The organism is Streptomyces sp. NBC_00846 (assembly GCF_045207325.1).
Taxonomy (GTDB): Bacteria; Actinomycetota; Actinomycetes; order Streptomycetales; family Streptomycetaceae; genus Streptomyces.
In genome coordinates, this window is record NZ_CP108846.1 from 4,894,153 (window position 1) to 4,911,348 (window position 17,196).

16 protein-coding genes and 1 pseudogene are annotated in these 17,196 nt (G+C 70.3%); 7 read left to right on the forward strand and 10 right to left on the reverse strand.

The features are described from left to right. Positions 1-14 precede the first annotated feature (14 nt). On the reverse strand, positions 15-1,439 hold the full coding sequence (locus tag OG936_RS22705; protein WP_406497027.1) for a class II fumarate hydratase: 1,425 nt from the start codon (positions 1,437-1,439) through the stop codon (positions 15-17). 107 nt (positions 1,440-1,546) lie between these two features. Between OG936_RS22705 and OG936_RS22710 the strand changes: the two genes are divergently transcribed. Continuing rightward, the gene (locus OG936_RS22710) at positions 1,547-3,076 is read left to right on the forward strand and encodes a ricin-type beta-trefoil lectin domain protein (protein ID WP_406497028.1); all 1,530 of its coding nucleotides are present in this window, start codon (positions 1,547-1,549) and stop codon (positions 3,074-3,076) included. 82 nt (positions 3,077-3,158) lie between these two features. Here OG936_RS22710 and OG936_RS22715 read toward each other — a convergent pair whose 3' ends face one another. Then, positions 3,159-4,460, reverse strand: coding sequence for a M18 family aminopeptidase (locus OG936_RS22715; protein ID WP_406497030.1), 1,302 nt, complete (start codon positions 4,458-4,460; stop codon positions 3,159-3,161). A gap of 334 nt (positions 4,461-4,794) precedes the next feature. Then, on the reverse strand, positions 4,795-4,977 hold the full coding sequence (locus tag OG936_RS22720) for a hypothetical protein (RefSeq protein WP_406497032.1): 183 nt from the start codon (positions 4,975-4,977) through the stop codon (positions 4,795-4,797). A gap of 5 nt (positions 4,978-4,982) precedes the next feature. On the opposite strand from OG936_RS22720, the pseudogene OG936_RS22725 reads away from it, so the two are divergent. Next, positions 4,983-5,132, forward strand: a pseudogene (locus tag OG936_RS22725) (LuxR family transcriptional regulator); the annotation flags it as partial. 197 nt (positions 5,133-5,329) lie between these two features. On the opposite strand, the gene OG936_RS22730 reads toward OG936_RS22725, so the two are convergent. Continuing rightward, positions 5,330-7,006, reverse strand: coding sequence for a fumarate hydratase (locus tag OG936_RS22730; RefSeq protein ID WP_406497034.1), 1,677 nt, complete (start codon positions 7,004-7,006; stop codon positions 5,330-5,332). A gap of 197 nt (positions 7,007-7,203) precedes the next feature. On the opposite strand from OG936_RS22730, the gene OG936_RS22735 reads away from it, so the two are divergent. Beyond that, positions 7,204-7,872: a DUF1707 domain-containing protein gene (locus OG936_RS22735; protein ID WP_406497036.1), complete on the forward strand. Its 669-nt coding sequence runs from the start codon at positions 7,204-7,206 to the stop codon at positions 7,870-7,872. Between the two features lie 213 nt (positions 7,873-8,085). Continuing rightward, positions 8,086-8,469 carry a WhiB family transcriptional regulator gene (locus OG936_RS22740; protein ID WP_383752507.1) on the forward strand — a complete coding sequence of 128 codons (384 nt, stop codon included), beginning with the start codon at positions 8,086-8,088 and terminating at the stop codon, positions 8,467-8,469. A gap of 280 nt (positions 8,470-8,749) precedes the next feature. Here the strand turns inward: OG936_RS22740 and glpX are convergent, their stop codons facing one another. Beyond that, positions 8,750-9,781 (reverse strand): class II fructose-bisphosphatase, encoded by a 1,032-nt coding sequence (gene glpX / locus OG936_RS22745; protein ID WP_383752504.1) that lies wholly within the window; start codon positions 9,779-9,781, stop codon positions 8,750-8,752. A gap of 141 nt (positions 9,782-9,922) precedes the next feature. On the opposite strand from glpX, the gene OG936_RS22750 reads away from it, so the two are divergent. Next, entirely contained in the window at positions 9,923-10,441 is a 519-nt protein-coding gene (locus OG936_RS22750) for a DUF4245 domain-containing protein (protein WP_406497038.1), read from the forward strand. 89 nt (positions 10,442-10,530) lie between these two features. On the opposite strand, the gene OG936_RS22755 is transcribed toward OG936_RS22750, so the two are convergent. The 4 genes from OG936_RS22755 to OG936_RS22770 all read right to left on the reverse strand — a co-directional run bounded on the left by OG936_RS22755 (position 10,531) and on the right by OG936_RS22770 (position 14,463). Next, the gene (locus tag OG936_RS22755) at positions 10,531-11,121 is read right to left on the reverse strand and encodes a malonic semialdehyde reductase (RefSeq protein WP_406497040.1); all 591 of its coding nucleotides are present in this window, start codon (positions 11,119-11,121) and stop codon (positions 10,531-10,533) included. Positions 11,122-11,338: 217 nt separating this feature from the next. Then, positions 11,339-11,614: an exodeoxyribonuclease VII small subunit gene (locus OG936_RS22760; RefSeq protein ID WP_406497042.1), complete on the reverse strand. Its 276-nt coding sequence runs from the start codon at positions 11,612-11,614 to the stop codon at positions 11,339-11,341. 85 nt (positions 11,615-11,699) lie between these two features. Continuing rightward, the gene (gene xseA / locus OG936_RS22765) at positions 11,700-12,911 is read right to left on the reverse strand and encodes an exodeoxyribonuclease VII large subunit (protein WP_406497043.1); all 1,212 of its coding nucleotides are present in this window, start codon (positions 12,909-12,911) and stop codon (positions 11,700-11,702) included. Positions 12,912-13,077: 166 nt separating this feature from the next. Beyond that, complete coding sequence (locus tag OG936_RS22770; RefSeq protein WP_406497045.1) at positions 13,078-14,463, reverse strand: APC family permease; 1,386 nt, start codon at positions 14,461-14,463, stop codon at positions 13,078-13,080. 74 nt (positions 14,464-14,537) lie between these two features. Here OG936_RS22770 and OG936_RS22775 point away from each other — a divergent pair, with 74 nt between their 5' ends. Both OG936_RS22775 and ppgK read left to right on the forward strand, forming a co-directional pair. Then, complete coding sequence (locus tag OG936_RS22775) at positions 14,538-15,527, forward strand: 4-hydroxy-3-methylbut-2-enyl diphosphate reductase (RefSeq protein ID WP_406497047.1); 990 nt, start codon at positions 14,538-14,540, stop codon at positions 15,525-15,527. 67 nt (positions 15,528-15,594) lie between these two features. Next, positions 15,595-16,335: a polyphosphate--glucose phosphotransferase gene (gene ppgK, locus OG936_RS22780; protein WP_406497049.1), complete on the forward strand. Its 741-nt coding sequence runs from the start codon at positions 15,595-15,597 to the stop codon at positions 16,333-16,335. A 29-nt stretch (positions 16,336-16,364) separates the two neighbouring features. Here the strand turns inward: ppgK and OG936_RS22785 are convergent, their stop codons facing one another. Then, complete coding sequence (locus tag OG936_RS22785; RefSeq protein WP_406497050.1) at positions 16,365-16,973, reverse strand: DUF6542 domain-containing protein; 609 nt, start codon at positions 16,971-16,973, stop codon at positions 16,365-16,367. Positions 16,974-17,196 lie beyond the last annotated feature (223 nt).

A 17,196-nucleotide genomic window follows, 5' to 3' on the forward strand; every position in this document is an offset into this window, starting at 1 on the left:
CGCTGCGACGCCTGTCACGGGCGGGTCATGCGCAAGACGTCCAGCGCCTCGTCGAGCTGCTCCACCGTGAGGTCGCCGCGCTCGACATATCCCGAGTCCAGCACCACTTCGCGGATCGTCCGGCGTTCCGCGAGGGACCTCTTGGCGACCTTCGCCGCCTCCTCGTACCCGATGTACTTGTTCAGCGGGGTGACGACGGACGGTGAGGACTCGGCGTACTCCCTGGCCCGTTCCACGTTCGCGGTGATCCCGTCGATCGTGCGGTCCGCGAGCAGCCGGGAGGCGTTGGCCAGCAGCCGTACCGACTCCAGCACGTTCTTCGCGATGACCGGAAGCATCACATTCAGTTCGAAGTTGCCCGCCGCGCCCGCGACGGCGACCGTCTGGTCGTTGCCCATCACCTGGGCCGCGACCATCAGGACGGCCTCGGGAATGACCGGATTCACCTTCCCCGGCATGATCGACGAGCCCGGCTGGAGATCGGGCAGGCTGATCTCGGCCAGACCGGCGCGCGGTCCGGACGCCATCCAGCGCAGATCGTTGGAGATCTTGGTGAGCGAGACGGCGAGGGTACGGAGCTGGCCGGACGTCTCGACGAGCCCGTCCCGTGCGCCCTGCGCCTCGAAGTGGTCCCTGGCCTCGGTGAGCGGCAGCCCGGTGACGCGGGCGACCTCGGCGATGACGGCGGCGGAGAAGCCGGGCGGGGTATTGATGCCGGTGCCGACCGCCGTGCCGCCCAGCGGCAGCTCGGCGAGGCGCGGGAGAGAGGCGTGCAGCCGCTCGATGCCGTACCGGACCTGTGCCGCGTAGCCGCCGAACTCCTGGCCCAGGGTCACGGGCGTGGCGTCCATCAGATGCGTACGGCCCGACTTCACGACCGTCGCGAACTCGGCGGACTTGCGTTCCAGCGCGGCGGCCAGATGCTCCAGCGCCGGGATCAGCTCGCCGGTGACGGCGGCGGTCGCGGCGATGTGGATGGAGGACGGGAAGACGTCGTTGGACGACTGCGAGGCGTTGACGTGGTCGTTCGGGTGCACCTCGCGGCCCAGGCGCTCGGTGGCGAGGGTGGCCACGACCTCGTTGGTGTTCATGTTGGACGAGGTGCCGGACCCGGTCTGGAAGACGTCGATCGGGAAGTGCGCGTCCCAGCGCCCGTCGGCGACCTCCTCGGCGGCCTCCTGGATGGCCAGGGCGATGTCCGGGTCGAGCACCTTCAGTTCGGCGTTCACCTTGGCCGCGGCCGCCTTGATCCGGGCCAGGGCCTCGATGTGGGCCCGCTCCAGACGCTGCCCGGAGATCGGGAAATTCTCCACCGCGCGCTGCGTCTGGGCCCGCCACTTGGCGTCCGCGGGGACCCTCACCTCGCCCATCGAATCGTGCTCGACGCGGAAATCCGTACCGCCGGCGGGGGACTGCGTACCGGCCTGTGACTCGTCCATGGGGTGCAACCTCCTAAAAAAGTTGAGCACTTGTCTTGTTCTGTGTATTCCCAAGTCGCCTACCGGCCAGTAAATACCGGGGGTAACCACAAACCAGGGGAGACTCAATGAGGCGCACCAGGCACAGACTTCGCTGTACGGTCGCGGCCGCCGCGGCCATGGCGGCGGCACTCGGCGGTATGGCCGCCGCCGCGGGACCGGCCGGCGCGGCGGACCGGTCCGCTACCACCACTACCGCATCCACCCCCCTGTCGCCCGAGCTGGAGACCATCCGCGCCGCCGAAGCCACCCGGCTGTACGGCGACCCGGCCGAGCGCCCGCTCGCCGACCGCAAGACGGGACTGATCTCGCTCGGCGACAGCGAGATCTCCGGCGAGGGCGTCGGCACGTACGAGGCGGGCACCAACGGCCCCGACAACTGGTGCCACCGCTCGCCCGACTCCGCCATCCACCGCACCGGAATCCCGGCCGACGTCACGTACAACGTCTCCTGCTCCGGCGCGTACACCGGCAACATCGTGATCGGCGGATCGAAGCAGTACGCCGACGAACTCGTGCAGAGCGACAACCTCGCCATCAAGGCCCGCAACACCCGCATCAAGATGATCGTGCTGGTCGCGGGCGCCAATGACGACCTCCAGTTCGGCCCGGTCATGACGGACTGCGTCACGCGCTGGGTGCTCTCCCAGGGCACCTGCCAGCCGAAGTACGAGGGCGGCTGGCAGGCGCGCGTCGACGGACTCGTCCCCAAGGTCGAGAAGACGGTGCGCGATCTGAGGACCGTCATGTCCGACGCCGGCTACGGCAACGGGGACTACAAGCTCGTCGTCATGGGCTACCCGAGCCCGATCGGCCCGGACTTCTACGACAACCCGAACTTCCCCGGCAAGCTTCCCGGCGGCTGCGCCGGATACGACTCCGACGCCGCCTGGGGCCGTAACGTCGCGGTGCCCGCCTTCGAACGCGGCATGCGCAAGGCCGCCGCCGACACCGGGGCCGTCTACCTCGACAATTCCCGGCTCTTCCACGGTCACGAGGTCTGCAGCGACGACACCTGGGCCCGCGGCCTCTACATCGACCTGTCGAACTTCCCGCCGGACTCCAACTCCGTCCGGCAGTCCTTCCACCCGAACGCGCGCGGCCACGCCGCCTTCGCCTCCTGCCTCACCCAGATCTACAACTCCTCCCTGCGCGAGGCGGGCTGCGCCGACCCGGCCAGCACCGGACAGCCGGTGCTCCAGGCCACGGCATGGGACGACGCCTTCAAGCCCCTGAAGAACGAGGCCACGGGCACCTGCGTGGACGTTCCCGCCTCGGTGACCCGCGACAACACACGGATCGGCGGCTGGGACTGCCACGGCGGCCGCAACCAGGGCTGGTGGTACGACTCCGGCACGAAGACCATCCGTACGGAACTGAGTCACGACCGGTGCCTGGACGTGCCCGGCGCGGACTACAAGGCGGGCGCCACGCTCATCCTGTGGAACTGCTCGGGAGCGGCCAACCAGCAGTTCGTCAAGCAGTCGGGCACGATACGCCCGGCGGCCTCGACCGGACTGTGTCTGACGCTCGCGGCGGCCAAGGACCCGCTCAAGCTGCAGAACTGCGACGGCGGCGCGAACCAGCGATTCGCGTAACTCCGTCCTACGGAACAGGGCGGGGCGGGGCGGCCCGGGCGTTCGCGACCCGGGCCGTCCCGCCCCGCACTCCCGGCCTACCTCAGCCGGACGTCACGAACGCGCCCAGGACGGCGGCCAGATGGCCGGGGTCCGCGGCCCCGCACAGCTCGCGCGCGGAGTGCATGGACAGCCCCGGCACCCCCACGTCGACCGTCGGCACACCCAGCCGGGCCGCGGTGAGTGGGCCGATCGAGGTGCCGCACGGCATCGCGTTGTTGGAGACGAACGGCTGCCACGGCGCGGCCGCCCGCTCGCACGCGGCCGCGAACACCGCCATGCCGGTGCTGTCGGTGGCGTACCGCTGATTGACGTTGACCTTGACCGTGGCGCCGCCGTTGGGCAGCGGGTGGTGGCCCGGGTCGTGCCGTTCCGCGTAGTTGGGGTGGACCGCGTGTGCCATGTCGGCGGAGACGCAGAAGGAACCGGACAGGGCACGGGACCAGTCCTCGGGGCTGCCGCCGCGCGCGGTGACCGAGCGGCCGAGGACCCGTTCCAGCAGCGGGCTCTGCGCACCGGTGTGCGAACCGCTGCCGACCTCCTCGTGGTCGAAGGCCGCCAGGACGGGGACGTACGAGGGCTCCTGCGCCGCGGTCGCCGCACCCGCCAGAGCCGTGACGCCGGCGTGCACCGACACCAGATTGTCCAGCCGCGCGGACACCACGAACTCCCGGTCCGCGCCGAGATACCCGGGCGGCTGGATGTCATGGAGCATCAGGTCCCAGCCGAGGACATCCGCCCTCTCCACCTCCGCGGCCTCCGCGACCCGGCGCAGCAACGCGCCCTCCTCGGGCGCCCCGAGCGCCCACAGCGGGGCGAGATGGCGCTGCCGGTCGAGGGCGAGCCCCTCATTGACCGTGCGGTCCAGGTGGATGGCCAGCTGGGGCACCCGCAACAGCGGTTCGTCGATCTGGACGAGCCGGGACCCGACGCCGCCGCCGGGGCCGCGCAGTGCCAGCCGCCCGGAGACGCCGAGATCGCGGTCGAGCCAGGTGTTCAGCGGCACGCCGCCGTAGACCTCCACGGCGACCTGCCGCCAGCCCGCGGCCCCGGTGTCGGGGGTGGGCTTGACCCGTAGATTCGGGGAGTCGGTGTGGGTGCCGACGATCCGGAACGGGGTGTGGGCCGGGGCGCCCTCGGGGACGTACCAGGCGATCAGGGCGCCGTCGCGGGCGACGAAGCTGCCGCCGGTCGTGCCCGTCCAGTCGGCCGTGCCGTGCAGTTCACGGAAGCCGGCCTTCTCCAGGCGCTGGGCGGCGCTCGCCACCGCGTGGTACGGGGAAGGGCTGGCCCTGATGAACGACAGCAGGTCGTCGGCGTGGCTGCGGTGGGGAAGCGGCGTCATACGGCGTCCGCCTTTCCGGTGTTCGACGGTGAGAGTGAGGGTGGATCAGTGGGGGTGGCGGCTGATTCCTGGTTCCCAGGGCGGTTTCCCGCCTCCTCGGGGAGGCGGAGTGCTTCGGTACGTCAGGAACGTTCGACAATCCACCGCAGCGGCACGGCGCGGTGCAAGTCCGCGGCGCGCCCCGCTGCGCGAAAGCTGCGGTGCCGCAGCGGCCCCGGGATCCGGGCCGGTGGTACCGGCCGCGCCCCCGCGCCGGGCGTGCCGCCACGGGGCCGGGCTGCCGGTCGCGTACGGAGCGCCCGAAGATTGGCTGAATACCGTCGTAGGTGAACCCTCACGGCACCGGCCTGCCACCATCGGCGCCGGAGCGGTGAGCGGGAGTCCCCAGCGCCCACAGACACCAGAACGCGCTGCCGAACACGGCGGGGTGCGAGGCGTCGAGCCCGGCGGAACAGACCGGCAGCGCGGCGCTGTGGGACGACGAACCGAGGGCGGTCGCGCCTCTTAGCGCCACCATCAGACCGGGAGACGGACGAGTCGATCGCCCGCCGGCTCGGCATGGGCCGCCGCAGCGTCGCCGGACACGTCCGGAGGGTCTCCGAGCAGCTGGGCAGCAACAGCCGCGCCCAACTCGGCTATCTCCTCGCGACGTCGGGACTGCTGGAGGAGTGAAGAGGAGCGCGGAGAAGTGCGGAGAAGTGCGGAGAAGTGAGGGGGAGTGCGGGGAAGTGACGCGGAACGGCGCGGAGAAGCGCGGAGGAGCGCGGAGGAGCGCGGGGGAGTGACGCGGAACGGCGCGGAGCGTCCCGGCCGATGAAACGTGACCGGAACGCCCCGCAAGAATCGTGGCTACGGGAGGGACTGCCCCGTCAGGCGAGACCCGGGCCCCGCACCGGGATGCTGGTGAACGTCGGCGCCGGGGCGGGCTCGGTGAAGAAGTCGTTGCCCTTGTCGTCGACGACGACGAACGCGGGGAAGTCCTCGACCTCGATCCGCCACACCGCTTCCATGCCGAGCTCCTCGTACTCGACGACCTCGACCTTCTTGATGCAGTCCTGCGCGAGGCGTGCCGCCGGACCGCCGATCGAGCCCAGGTAGAAACCGCCGTGCGCGTCGCACGCCTCGGTGACCTGCCGGGAGCGGTTGCCCTTGGCGAGCATCACCTTCGAGCCGCCCGCCGCCTGGAACTGCGCGACATAACTGTCCATGCGGCCGGCCGTCGTCGGGCCGAAGGAACCGGAGGCGTACCCCTCGGGCGTCTTCGCCGGGCCCGCGTAGTAGACCGGGTGGTCCTTCAGGTACTGCGGCATGTCCTCGCCCGCGTCCAGCCGTTCCTTGATCTTGGCGTGCGCGATGTCGCGCGCCACGACCAGCGGACCGGTCAGGGACAGCCGGGTCTTCACCGGGTACTTGGTCAGCTCGGCGAGGATCTCGTCCATCGGCCGGTTGAGGTCGATCTCCACGACGCTCCCGGACTCGTCCAGGTGCTCGTCCGTGGTGTCGGGCAGGAAGCGCGCCGGGTCCTTCTCCAGCTGCTCCAGGAAGACGCCCTCGGCGGTGATCTTCGCGGTGGCCTGGCGGTCCGCCGAGCAGGAGACGGCGATCGCCACGGGCAGCGAGGCGCCGTGCCGGGGGAGGCGGACGACACGGACGTCGTGGCAGAAGTACTTGCCGCCGAACTGGGCGCCGATACCGATCTTCTGCGTCAGCTCGAAGACCTTCTCCTCCAGCTCCTTGTCCCGGAAGCCGTGCCCCGTGGGGGAGCCCTCGGCGGGCAGCTCGTCCAGGTAGTGCGCGGAGGCGTACTTGGCGGTCTTCAGCGCGAACTCGGCCGACGTACCGCCGACGACGATCGCCAGGTGGTACGGCGGGCAGGCGGCCGTACCCAGCGAACGGATCTTCTCCTCCAGGAACTTCATCATGGAGGCCTCGTTGAGGACCGCCTTCGTCTCCTGGAAGAGGAACGACTTGTTGGCCGAGCCGCCGCCCTTTGCCATGAAGAGGAACTTGTACGCACCGCCGTCGGTGGCGTACAGCTCGATCTGCGCGGGCAGATTCGAGCCGGTGTTCTTCTCCTCCCACATGGTGAGCGGAGCCATCTGCGAATAGCGGAGGTTGAGCTTGGTGTACGCGTCGAAGATGCCGTGCGACAGGGCCTCTTCGTCACCGCCCTCGGTGAGTACGTTCTGCCCGCGCTTGCCCATGACGATCGCGGTACCGGTGTCCTGGCACATCGGCAGGACACCGGCGGCGGCGATGTTCGCGTTCTTCAGCAGGTCGAGCGCGACGAACTTGTCGTTGGGCGACGCCTCGGGGTCGTCCACGATCCGCCGCAACTGTGCCAGGTGGGCCGGGCGCAGGTAGTGGGAGATGTCGTGCATGGCCTCGGCGGCCAGCGTGCGCAGCGCCTCCGGCGAGACCTTGAGGAACGTACGACCGTCGGCCTGGAAGGTGGAGACACCCTCGGAGGTCACCAGACGATACGGCGTGGTGTCCTCTCCCAGGGGGAGCAGATCGGAGTACGCAAACTCTGGCATTACGGCCATTCCTCACTCGGCAGACGGCGGCTGCCCTCCCTTGGGCAGCGCACCCACCAGAGTAGAACGCCGCACGGACACCCAAGCTGTGAGGTAAGGCTCAGTTCGCAGTCCGCCGTCCGTGCGGGGGTGGCGGCACGGGGGCGACACGGCGGAGGCGGGGCGGGGGCTAGTCGCGATCTATCGCGTTTGGGTACGCTGGGCCGGTGGACCTCGAAAAGCACCCCCAGCAGCCCGTAGCCCCGGCAGAGCCGGCCGGTATCCGCGCCTCCGACGCGGACCGCGACCGGATCGCGGACGTCCTGCGCGAGGCCATGGCCGAGGGCCGGCTCACCGCCGAGGAACACGCCGAGCGGGTCGACGCGGTCTACCGCGCCAAGACCGTCGGCGAGCTCGAACCGCTGGTACGGGATCTGCCCGACCCGTCGGGCGCCTCCCGCCCGGCCGCCGCGGCCGACGTACATGGCCAGGCGAGCCCGACGGGCCCCGCCGAGAACCTGGTGGCGATCTTCAGCAGCTCCACCCGCAAGGGCCGTTGGCGGGTCGGCGGCCGTACGAACGCCTTCGCGCTCTTCGGCAGTGTGGAGATCGATCTGACCGAGGCGCTTTTCGGCCAGAGGCTCACGGTGGTCAATGCGACGTCCATCTTCGGAAGTGTCGAGATCAAGGTCCCCGAGAACATCTCGCTGCGCGGCAGCGGCACGGGCGTCTTCGGTAATTTCGAAGTCGCCACGCTGGAATCCGCCGACCCCGAAGCGCCCGTGGTCGTCGTCAATGGCTATTCGGTGTTCGGCAGCGTCGAGGCGAAGCCCAAGCGAGGGAAGTTCATCGCGGATCTCCAGAACCGGCTGCGCAAATACTTCGACCAGGGGTGAAGTGGTCCGCCCTTCCCTCTCCCGAACCCCTTCCTCCCTCCCCTCCCTCCTGCTTCCTTCCTTCTTCCCTCGAAAACAAGCCAAATTCCTGATCGCTCGCAATTGCGCCGCCCGGAACCGGTGCCACGCAGTGCATAGGCACACGCACAGCGGGTAGGGACTGCTGCATCGTCTCTCGCTCGCGAAGCCGTAAGCCGTCGTCAGGAGTAGACCGTGCTGCAACTGCCGCATCAGCCCCTGCAGGTCGCCGCCGTCCCTCCCCAGCGCATCCCCGCTCGGGAGGACCAGGCAGGCCCCTGGCACTCGGAGGCGGTGTGCCGCCGGGACGAGGCCGGGCTGTTCTTCGCCCCGTCGAAGGAGCCGACTGCTGCCAGACTCGCGCGCGAGGAGTCCGCGAAGCGGGTCTGCGCGCGCTGCCCGGTGATGGTCCAATGCCAGGAACACGCCCTTATACAGCCGGAACCGTACGGGGTCTGGGGCGGCCTCACCGCCGCCGAACGCCGTGTGGTGCTCGCCCGTCGCAGACGGCGCGAGATGGAACTCAAGGCATCATCCGCATCCTCCGGCGCGACGGGCCGCATCGCGGCGGCGGGCTGACCGGGCGGGAAAACGGGGGGCTGAACCGGCTCGGACTGGGCGGGACTGGGCCGGGCGGGATTGGACCGGACCGGACCGATCGGTCCCTTCGCGCCGTCGTCCGGGTACCTCCGTGCGCGCCCGTCCGGCTCCGTACGCGCCCGTGTTACGTCGCGACGCACCCGCGCCGCGTCCGTATGCGCCCTGCAGGTCCGTGTGCACGTCCGTACGCGCGAAGAGGCGCCCCCACCGCACACGGGGGCGCCTCTTCGCGTTCCTCTCCCCGGACCCGGGGCGGGGGCTACTGCGCCCGGTCGAAGTCGATCGCGCTGTAGGCGCGCAGCTTGGACAGCCGGTGCGTCGAGTCGATCTTCCGGATGGTGCCGGACTTGGACCGCATGACGATCGACTCGGTGGTCGCCGTCTCCGCGCGGTACCGCACACCGCGCATCAGCTCACCGTCCGTGATGCCGGTCGCGACGAAGAACACGTTGTCGCCGCTGACCAGGTCGTCGGTGGCCAGCACCCGGTCCAGGTCGTGCCCGGCGTCCAGCGCGCGCTGCCGCTCGGCCTCGTCCTTCGGCCAGAGCTTGCCCTGGATGACACCGCCGAGGCACTTTATGGCGCAGGCCGAGATGATGCCCTCGGGGGTGCCGCCGATGCCCATCAGCAGGTCGACGCCCGTGCCTTCGCGGGCGGCCATGATCGAGCCCGCGACATCGCCGTCGGAGATGAACTTGATCCGGGCGCCGGTCTCGCGGATCTCCTTGACGATGCCCTCGTGGCGGGGGCGGTCGAGGATGACGACGGTGACGTCCTCGGGGGCGGAGTTCTTCGCCTTCGCGACACGGCGGATGTTCACCGATACGGGCGCGTTGATGTCGACGAAGTCGGCGGCCTCGGGCCCGGTGACCAGCTTGTCCATGTAGAAGACCGCGGACGGGTCGAACATGGCGCCGCGGTCGGCGGCGGCCAGCACGGCGATCGCGTTCGGCATGCCCTTGGCGTTCAGGGTCGTGCCGTCGATCGGGTCGACCGCGATGTCGACCTCCGGGCCGGTGCCGTCACCGACGCGCTCGCCGTTGAACAGCATGGGGGCTTCGTCCTTCTCGCCCTCACCGATGACGACGACGCCGTTCATCGAGACGGTGGAGACGAGGGTCCGCATGGCCTTCACGGCTGCGCCGTCGGCGCCGATCTTGTCGCCACGGCCCACCCAGCGTCCGGCCGCCATGGCGGCGGCCTCGGTGACCCGGACCAACTCCAGGGCGAGGTTGCGGTCGGGGGCCTCCGGGGAGACCTCGAGCTGAGACGGCAGATGATGCTCGGACATCGGAGCGCACCTTTCTGTACGACGACGACCGGAAGAGGGTGCTCCGACTCTATCGTCAGGTCGACAAAATGAGCAGACCGGGTCACGTATGAGCGGCTGCCCCGGGCTCGGGCCTCTCGGGCCTGATGCGACCATGGACCCGTGGCTAGCAAGCGAGGCAAGCAGACAGTGCGGGACATGTTCCTGTCGATGGCGGTGATCTCCGCCGCGGCGGGGCTCGTTTACATCTTCGTTCCGCACGACGAGAACGCCAACCCGGTCAAGGCGGTCGACTACCGCGTGGAGCTCCTGACGGCGCGGCGCGCGGCACCGTACCCGGTGGCCGCTCCGGACGGACTGGCCAAGGACTGGAAGCCGACCTCGGTCAGTTACGACCGCGAGGCCGGCGACAGCTGGCACCTGGGTTTCCTCGACCCGGAGGGCAAGTACGTCGCGGTGGAGCAGTCCACCTCCCCGACGAAGAAGTACGTGACCGAGGTCAGTCATGACGCCAAGGACACCGGGCGTACGCGGCAGGTCGCGGGCGAGGCGTGGCAGCACTGGAAGGGCGACAAGTACGACGCCCTCGTGCGCCAGGACAAGGGTGCGACCACGGTGGTCACGGGCTCGGCCTCGACGGAGCGGCTGGCCGAGATGGCCGCCGCACTCAAGTCGTCCTGATGTCCCTGACGCCGTACGCGCACCTACGGATCCGGCCCTGGAGCAGCACGCGTGCTGCTCCAGGGCCGGATCCGTACAGAGGGGGGTGATCAGACGGTCGTGACGACCTCGTCGTAGGCGAGACGCGGCAGGCGCGGGAACCAGGCGTCCTCGCCCGGCTTGCCGATGTTGACGACCATCAGCAGCTTGTGGTCGCCGTCCAGGAACTCCTTCTCGATGCCCGCGGCGTCGAGGCCGGTCATCGGGCCCGCGGCCAGACCGGCGGCGCGGACGCCGATGATGAAGTACGCGGCCTGCAGCGCGGCGTTGAGCTCGGCGGACGACTCGCGGACCGGGCGCTCGGAGAAGAACGCGTCCTTGGCCTGCGGGAAGTGCGGCAGCAGAGCCGGGAGCTCCTCGTGGAACTCGTTGTCGGCGACCAGGAGGGCGACGAGCGGGGCGGTCCGGGTCTTCTGCTGGTTGCCTTCGGCCATGTGCTTGACGAGGCGCTCGCGGCCCTCGTCGGAGCGGACCAGGATCACGCGCAGCGGCGACTGGTTGAAGGCGGTGGGGCCGTACTTGACCAGGTCGTAGATCGCCTGGACCTGCTCCTCGGTCACCGGCTCGTCGGTGAAGGTGTTGGCGGTGCGGGCCTCGCGGAAGAGGAGATCCTGGGCGGCGGGGTCAAGAACGAGCGACATGGTGCGTATTACCTTCCGGGCGTGCGGGGGGATCGAGCAACGACGGTCACCGTAACGGAGAGGTAGGTTAACTTTCAACTAAAGCGGTGCAGGGTGATCCGTTCCACAGGGCGGCCCACGACGGCCCACAGAGCGGCTCTTTCGCGCCGAGGCGTACGCACCCGCCCGGACCGCAGCCCACGGCACCCCGCCCCGGCCGGGCCCGTCCAGGGCTGTCTCAGCCGTTTTTGTTGCCGCTCTCGTTGCCGGCTGTCTGTGCGCCGCCGTTCTCCGCGGGCCCCGCCAGGGCCGCGTCCAGCCGTGCGCGCGCGCCTTCGAGCCAGTGCCGGCACACCCTCGCCAGCTCCTCGCCCCGCTCCCAGAGCGCGAGGGACTCCTCCAGCGTCGTACCGCCCGCTTCCAGGCGGCGTACCACTTCGATCAGCTCGTCACGGGCCTGCTCGTAGCCGAGCGTGCCCGTGGCACCAGTCGCCGTGGTCCCGTCGTCCGTCATGCGCTCCACCCTACGTTCCGCCCCGCGAGGAGCCTTCGGCCTCGTCCGTCATCACCTTCGAGGGCTCCCGCCCCCGGACCCGCGCTCATTCGCTCACCCGCACCGCGAACTCGCCCCCCGATACCCGCGCCCGCAGGACCTCGCCCACCGGCCCGGCGTCGTCCGGAGCCCGCACCACATGGCCGTCCGCCCGCTGCAGCACCGCGTACCCGCGCTCCAGCGTCGCCGCGGGGGACAACGCGACCACCCGCGCCCGGGTGTGCGCGAGCTCCGAGTCCGCCCGGTCCAGCAGATGCCCCAGCACCCGCCGCCCCCGCCCGATCAGCGCGTCGATCTCCGAGGCCCGCTCGTCCACCATCCACAGGGGACGCTCCATCGACGGCCGGCCCAACGCGTGCGCCAGCCCCCGCTCCTCCCGGTCCAGCAGCCCCCGTACCGTCCGCAGCGCACGGTCCCGCAACTGCTGCACCCGGTCCAGCTCCTCACCCACATCGGGCACGATCTTCTTCGCGGCGTCCGTCGGCGTGGAGGCGCGCAGATCCGCGACCAGGTCGAGCAGCGGGGAGTCGGGCTCATGACCGATCGCCGACACCACCGGCGTACGGCACGCGGCGACCGTACGGATCAGCTGCTCGTCCGAGAACGGCAGCAGATCCTCCACGCTGCCGCCACCCCGTGCCACGACGATCACGTCGACGTCCGGAAGGTCGTCCAGCTCCTTCACGGCCTGCACCACCTGATTCACCGCGTGCACCCCCTGCACCGCGGTGTTGCGCACCTCGAACCGCACCGCGGGCCACCGCCGCCGCGCGTTCTCCAGGACGTCGCGCTCGGCCGCCGAGGCCCGCCCGCATACCAGCCCGATCAGCTGCGGCAGGAACGGCAGCGGCTTCTTCCGTTCGAGTGCGAAGAGCCCCTCCGAGGCCAGCGACTTCTTCAGCCGCTCAAGGCGGACCAGCAGCTCACCGATGCCGACCGGCCGTATCTCCGTGGCCCGCAGCGACAGCTGGCCGCGGGGCGCGTACCACTCGGGCTTGGCGAGGACGACGACCCGCGCCCCCTCCGTCACCACGTCCGCGATCCGGTCGAAGACCTGGCGGAAGCACGTCACGCTCACCGAGATGTCCTGCGACGGGTCGCGCAGCGTCAGAAACACCACGCCCGCGCCCGGCCGCCGCGACAACTGCGTGATCTGCCCCTCGACCCAGACCGCCCCGAGCCGGTCGATCCAGCCGCCGATGAGCCGCGACACATCACCGACGGGCAGCGGAGCTTCCGCGGACGTTTGGAGAGCCATGCGAGCGAGCGTATCCGCCCCCACCGACAATCAGCCGCCGACAACGGCAGCCTCCCCCGGCTCCGACAACGGCAGCCAAGCCCTGCCGGGGACGGCAGCCTCCCCCGCCACTCCGCACCCACGACGGCAGCCCCACCCCATCGGCAGGACACAACAACTCCTCGAATCAGGCCGTGCGTCGCCCCAATTGCAAGGCCAGCACCACCAGCCCCACCCCCAGCCAGCACACCCCCACCACCTGGGCGCTCGCGGTCGCCTCCACGATCACCGTGATCAGTACCCCAGCACCCACCACCGGCACCAGCACATGCCGCCACCAGCTCGGCGGCCCCTCCATCCGGCGTACGGCGAACCAGCCGACCACCGACGCGTGCAGCAGCACGAACGCCGTCAGCGCACCGATGTCGACGACCGACACCAGACGGTCGAGGCCGTCGGCGCGCCGGGCCGCCCACACCGCCGCCACCAGCGTCACCACCGCGGCCAGCAGGATCGCGACCCGCGGCACCCCGGACCGCGGATCGACCTTCGACAGCAGCGTGGGCAGCCGCCGCTCCCTGGCCATCGCGAACAGCAACCGCCCGGCGGCCGCCTGCCCGGCCAGCGCCGCGAAGGCCGCCCCGATCGCCTTGCTGAGCGCCACCAGATCGTGCAGCCAGGTCCCGACCGCGGAGTCCACCGTGTAGTAGAACGCCGAGCCCTGCGCGGCCGGATCGGCGGCCAGCTCCGCCGACGTCATCGGCTCCAGCAGCGCCGCCAGATACCCCTGCACCACGAACAGCACACCCGCGAGCACCAGACAGAACAGCACCGCCCGCGCCACCTTCGACGAGCCCCCCGTCACCTCCTCCGCGAACGAGGCGATCGCGTCGAAGCCCAGATACGACAGCACGGCCACCGACACCGCCCCCAGCACCGCCGACAGGGAGAAGCCGGAATCACCCGTGAGCGGGGTCAGCCAGCCGCGCTGCGCCCCGTCCCGTACGAGGACCACCACCGCCGACACCAGGAACACCAGCAGCACCACGATCTCCATCGCGAGCACCGCGAAGCCGACCCGGGCGGCGGCCCGCACGCCCCAGAGATTGAGGAACGTGGTGACGACGACCGCCAGTGCCGTCCACACCCACTGCGACACCGACGGCACGAGCGCGTTCAGCGCGATTCCGGAGAAGAGATAGGCGACCGCAGGGATCAGCAGATAGTCGAGCATCGCCATCCACCCGGCGATGAACCCCGGCCCCTCCCCGAGCCCCCTGCGCGCGTACGCGAAGACCGAGCCCGCCAGCGGGGCGACGCGCACCATCTGGGCGTAACTGAAGGCAGTGAACGCCATCACCACGGTCGCCACGACATAGACCAGCGCGACCGCACCGCCGGATTTCGCGTCGAGCGTGCCGAACACACCGACGGGCGCCATCGGCGCGATGAAGAGGAGCCCGTAGACCACAAGATCCCGGAAGCCGAGCGTCCGCCGCAGCCTGCCCGCCTCCTGATGCGCACCCCGCACCACCGCGCCCGCGCCCCCGTCGCCGCTGCCGGTCCCCGCCATGAGCCCTCCGTCGATCGCGTACGGATCAGTCTCGCGACCCCGTGGATCTTCCGCCCGTCCGACGCGGCCTTACGATGGGGCGCATGACTGCTACGACACCCCGCCGCGTCCTGCTCGCCGCTCCCCGTGGCTACTGCGCGGGCGTGGACCGTGCCGTGATCGCCGTGGAGAAGGCCCTGGAGCAGTACGGCTCCCCGGTCTACGTACGCCACGAGATCGTCCACAACAAGTACGTCGTACAGACCCTGGAGAAAAAGGGCGCGATCTTCGTCGAGGACACGGCGGAGGTGCCCGAGGGCTCGATCGTGATGTTCTCCGCGCACGGCGTCGCGCCGACCGTGCACAAGGAGGCGGCCGAGCGGAAGCTCGCCACGATCGACGCGACGTGCCCCCTGGTCACCAAGGTCCACAAGGAGGCCGTCCGCTTCGCGCAGGACGACTTCGACATCCTCCTGATCGGCCACGAGGGCCACGAGGAGGTCATCGGCACCTCCGGCGAGGCCCCCGAGCACATCACGCTGGTCGACGGCCCCGAGGACGTCGCGGGTGTCGAGGTGCGCGACCCGTCGAAGGTCGTCTGGCTCTCCCAGACCACGCTCTCCGTCGACGAGACGATGGAGACGGTCGGCGCGTTGAAGGAGAAGTTCCCGCTCCTGATCTCGCCGCCCAGCGACGACATCTGCTACGCCACGCAGAACCGCCAGATCGCCGTGAAGCAGATGGGCGCGGACGCCGACCTCGTGATCGTCGTCGGCTCCAAGAACTCCTCCAACTCGGTCCGCCTGGTCGAGGTCGCCCTCGGCGCCGGCGCCGGTGACGCCCATTTGGTCGACTTCGCGGACGAGATCGACGAGGCCTGGCTGGACGGTGTCTCGACGGTCGGCGTCACCTCGGGCGCGTCCGTTCCCGAGGTCCTGGTCGACGGCGTCCTGGCATGGCTCTCGGAGCGCGGTTTCGAGGACGTGGAGATCGTGAAGGCGGCCGAGGAGTCCATCACCTTCTCCCTCCCCAAGGAGCTCCGCCGCGATCTGCGCGCCGAGGCCGCGGCACTCGCCGGGGAATGACGGCTTCGCGCCGACGGCCTCCCGCTCCGGGAAGTGGGCGGGGCCTGCTGCCCGTACCGTGGATTGCATGCAGATCTTCGGCGTGGACATCGGCGGATCCGGGATCAAGGGCGCTCCTGTTGACCTGGACCGCGGAGACCTGGTGCAGGAGCGCCACAAAGTGCTGACGCCGCACCCGGCCACGCCCAAGGACGTGGCCGGGTGCGTGGCCGAGGTGGTCGGTCATTTCGACTGGTCGGGTCCGGTGGGCATCACCTTCCCGGGCGTCGTCACCGGCGGATGCACCCGTACCGCGGCCAATGTCGACAAGGGCTGGATCGACACGGACGCCCGCGGACTGCTCGGCGACAGGCTCGGCCTCCCCGTCACCGTTCTGAACGACGCCGACGCGGCCGGCATCGCGGAGATGACGTTCGGCGCGGGCCGCGGCCGCAAGGGGACGGTCATCGTGCTGACGCTCGGTACCGGGATCGGCAGCGCCCTCTTCATCGACGGCACGCTCGTTCCCAATACCGAGCTGGGTCATCTGGAGCTGAACGGCCACGACGCCGAGACGCACGCCTCCACCAAGGCCAAGGAGGACGAGGAGCTGAGCTGGCACCACTGGGCGCACCGGCTGCAGAAGTACCTCGCCCACGTGGAGATGCTGTTCTCGCCCGAACTCTTCATCATCGGCGGCGGAGTCAGCCGCAAGGCCGACAGGTTCCTGCCGCTGATCGAACACGTACGGGCCGAGATGGTGCCGGCGGAGCTGCAGAACAACGCCGGCATCGTGGGAGCGGCGATGGCGGCGGCGGACAAGGCATAGGACGGTGTGTGCCCCGTCCCGGCCCCCGCTCAGCCCTGGGGGCGACGGGGCGGCTGCGCGGCCCGGGCCGTCTGCGCGGCGAGCAGCATCCGGCGCTGACGTTGCCGCTGCCGCATCAGCCGTACCTTCCGCACGGTCGCGATGAGCCCGGCGATGAGCGTCCCGCCGTACAGCCACCCGGCGTGTACGGCGAGCGCGGTGATGAGCGCCATGGTCTGACCGGCGAATCCGCCGGGGCCGCCGGAGATCGGAATGACCCCGACGGCGAACGCGATCGGCACGATGATCGGGGCGGTGACCAGGTCCGCGGGCCGCACCCACAGCGCGGTCAGCGCGCTGACCGGCAGGAACAGCACACCGAACACGGTCGACGAACCGTCGAGCAGCAGCTCGTCGAGGCACGCCAGTACGAACATGGAGGCGGCGGCGAAGAGCCCCGCACCGATGCCCGTCAGCCGGGGATTCGGCAGCCTGCGCAGCGCGAGAACGGCGGGCGGCACCGGCCGGGACCGGCCGCCCTCCGGCTTCGCGTCCATCACCCGATAGACGGCGGCGGCTTCGTCGATGGTGCCCTGCGGGGACAGCGGGGCCTGCTGAGACTGCCTGCGCTGCGGGGGACGTGTCCTGTGCTGCTCCACCGGGACAACGTAGGTCGCCAAGCAGGAGGAAACGGGTGCGGGACACGCGCTTTCGGTGACCTTGGGGGTGAGTTCGATGCCACACGGCCGAACGCCGACCGGAACGGTGCCGGGATTCGGTGACGGGGGTGGTGCCCGGACCGGTACCGGGGGCTGTGCCCAGCCACACGACCTCCTTGGCGGAGGGGAACCGTCACTCGCCCTCCGCGGGGAAGGAGACTTC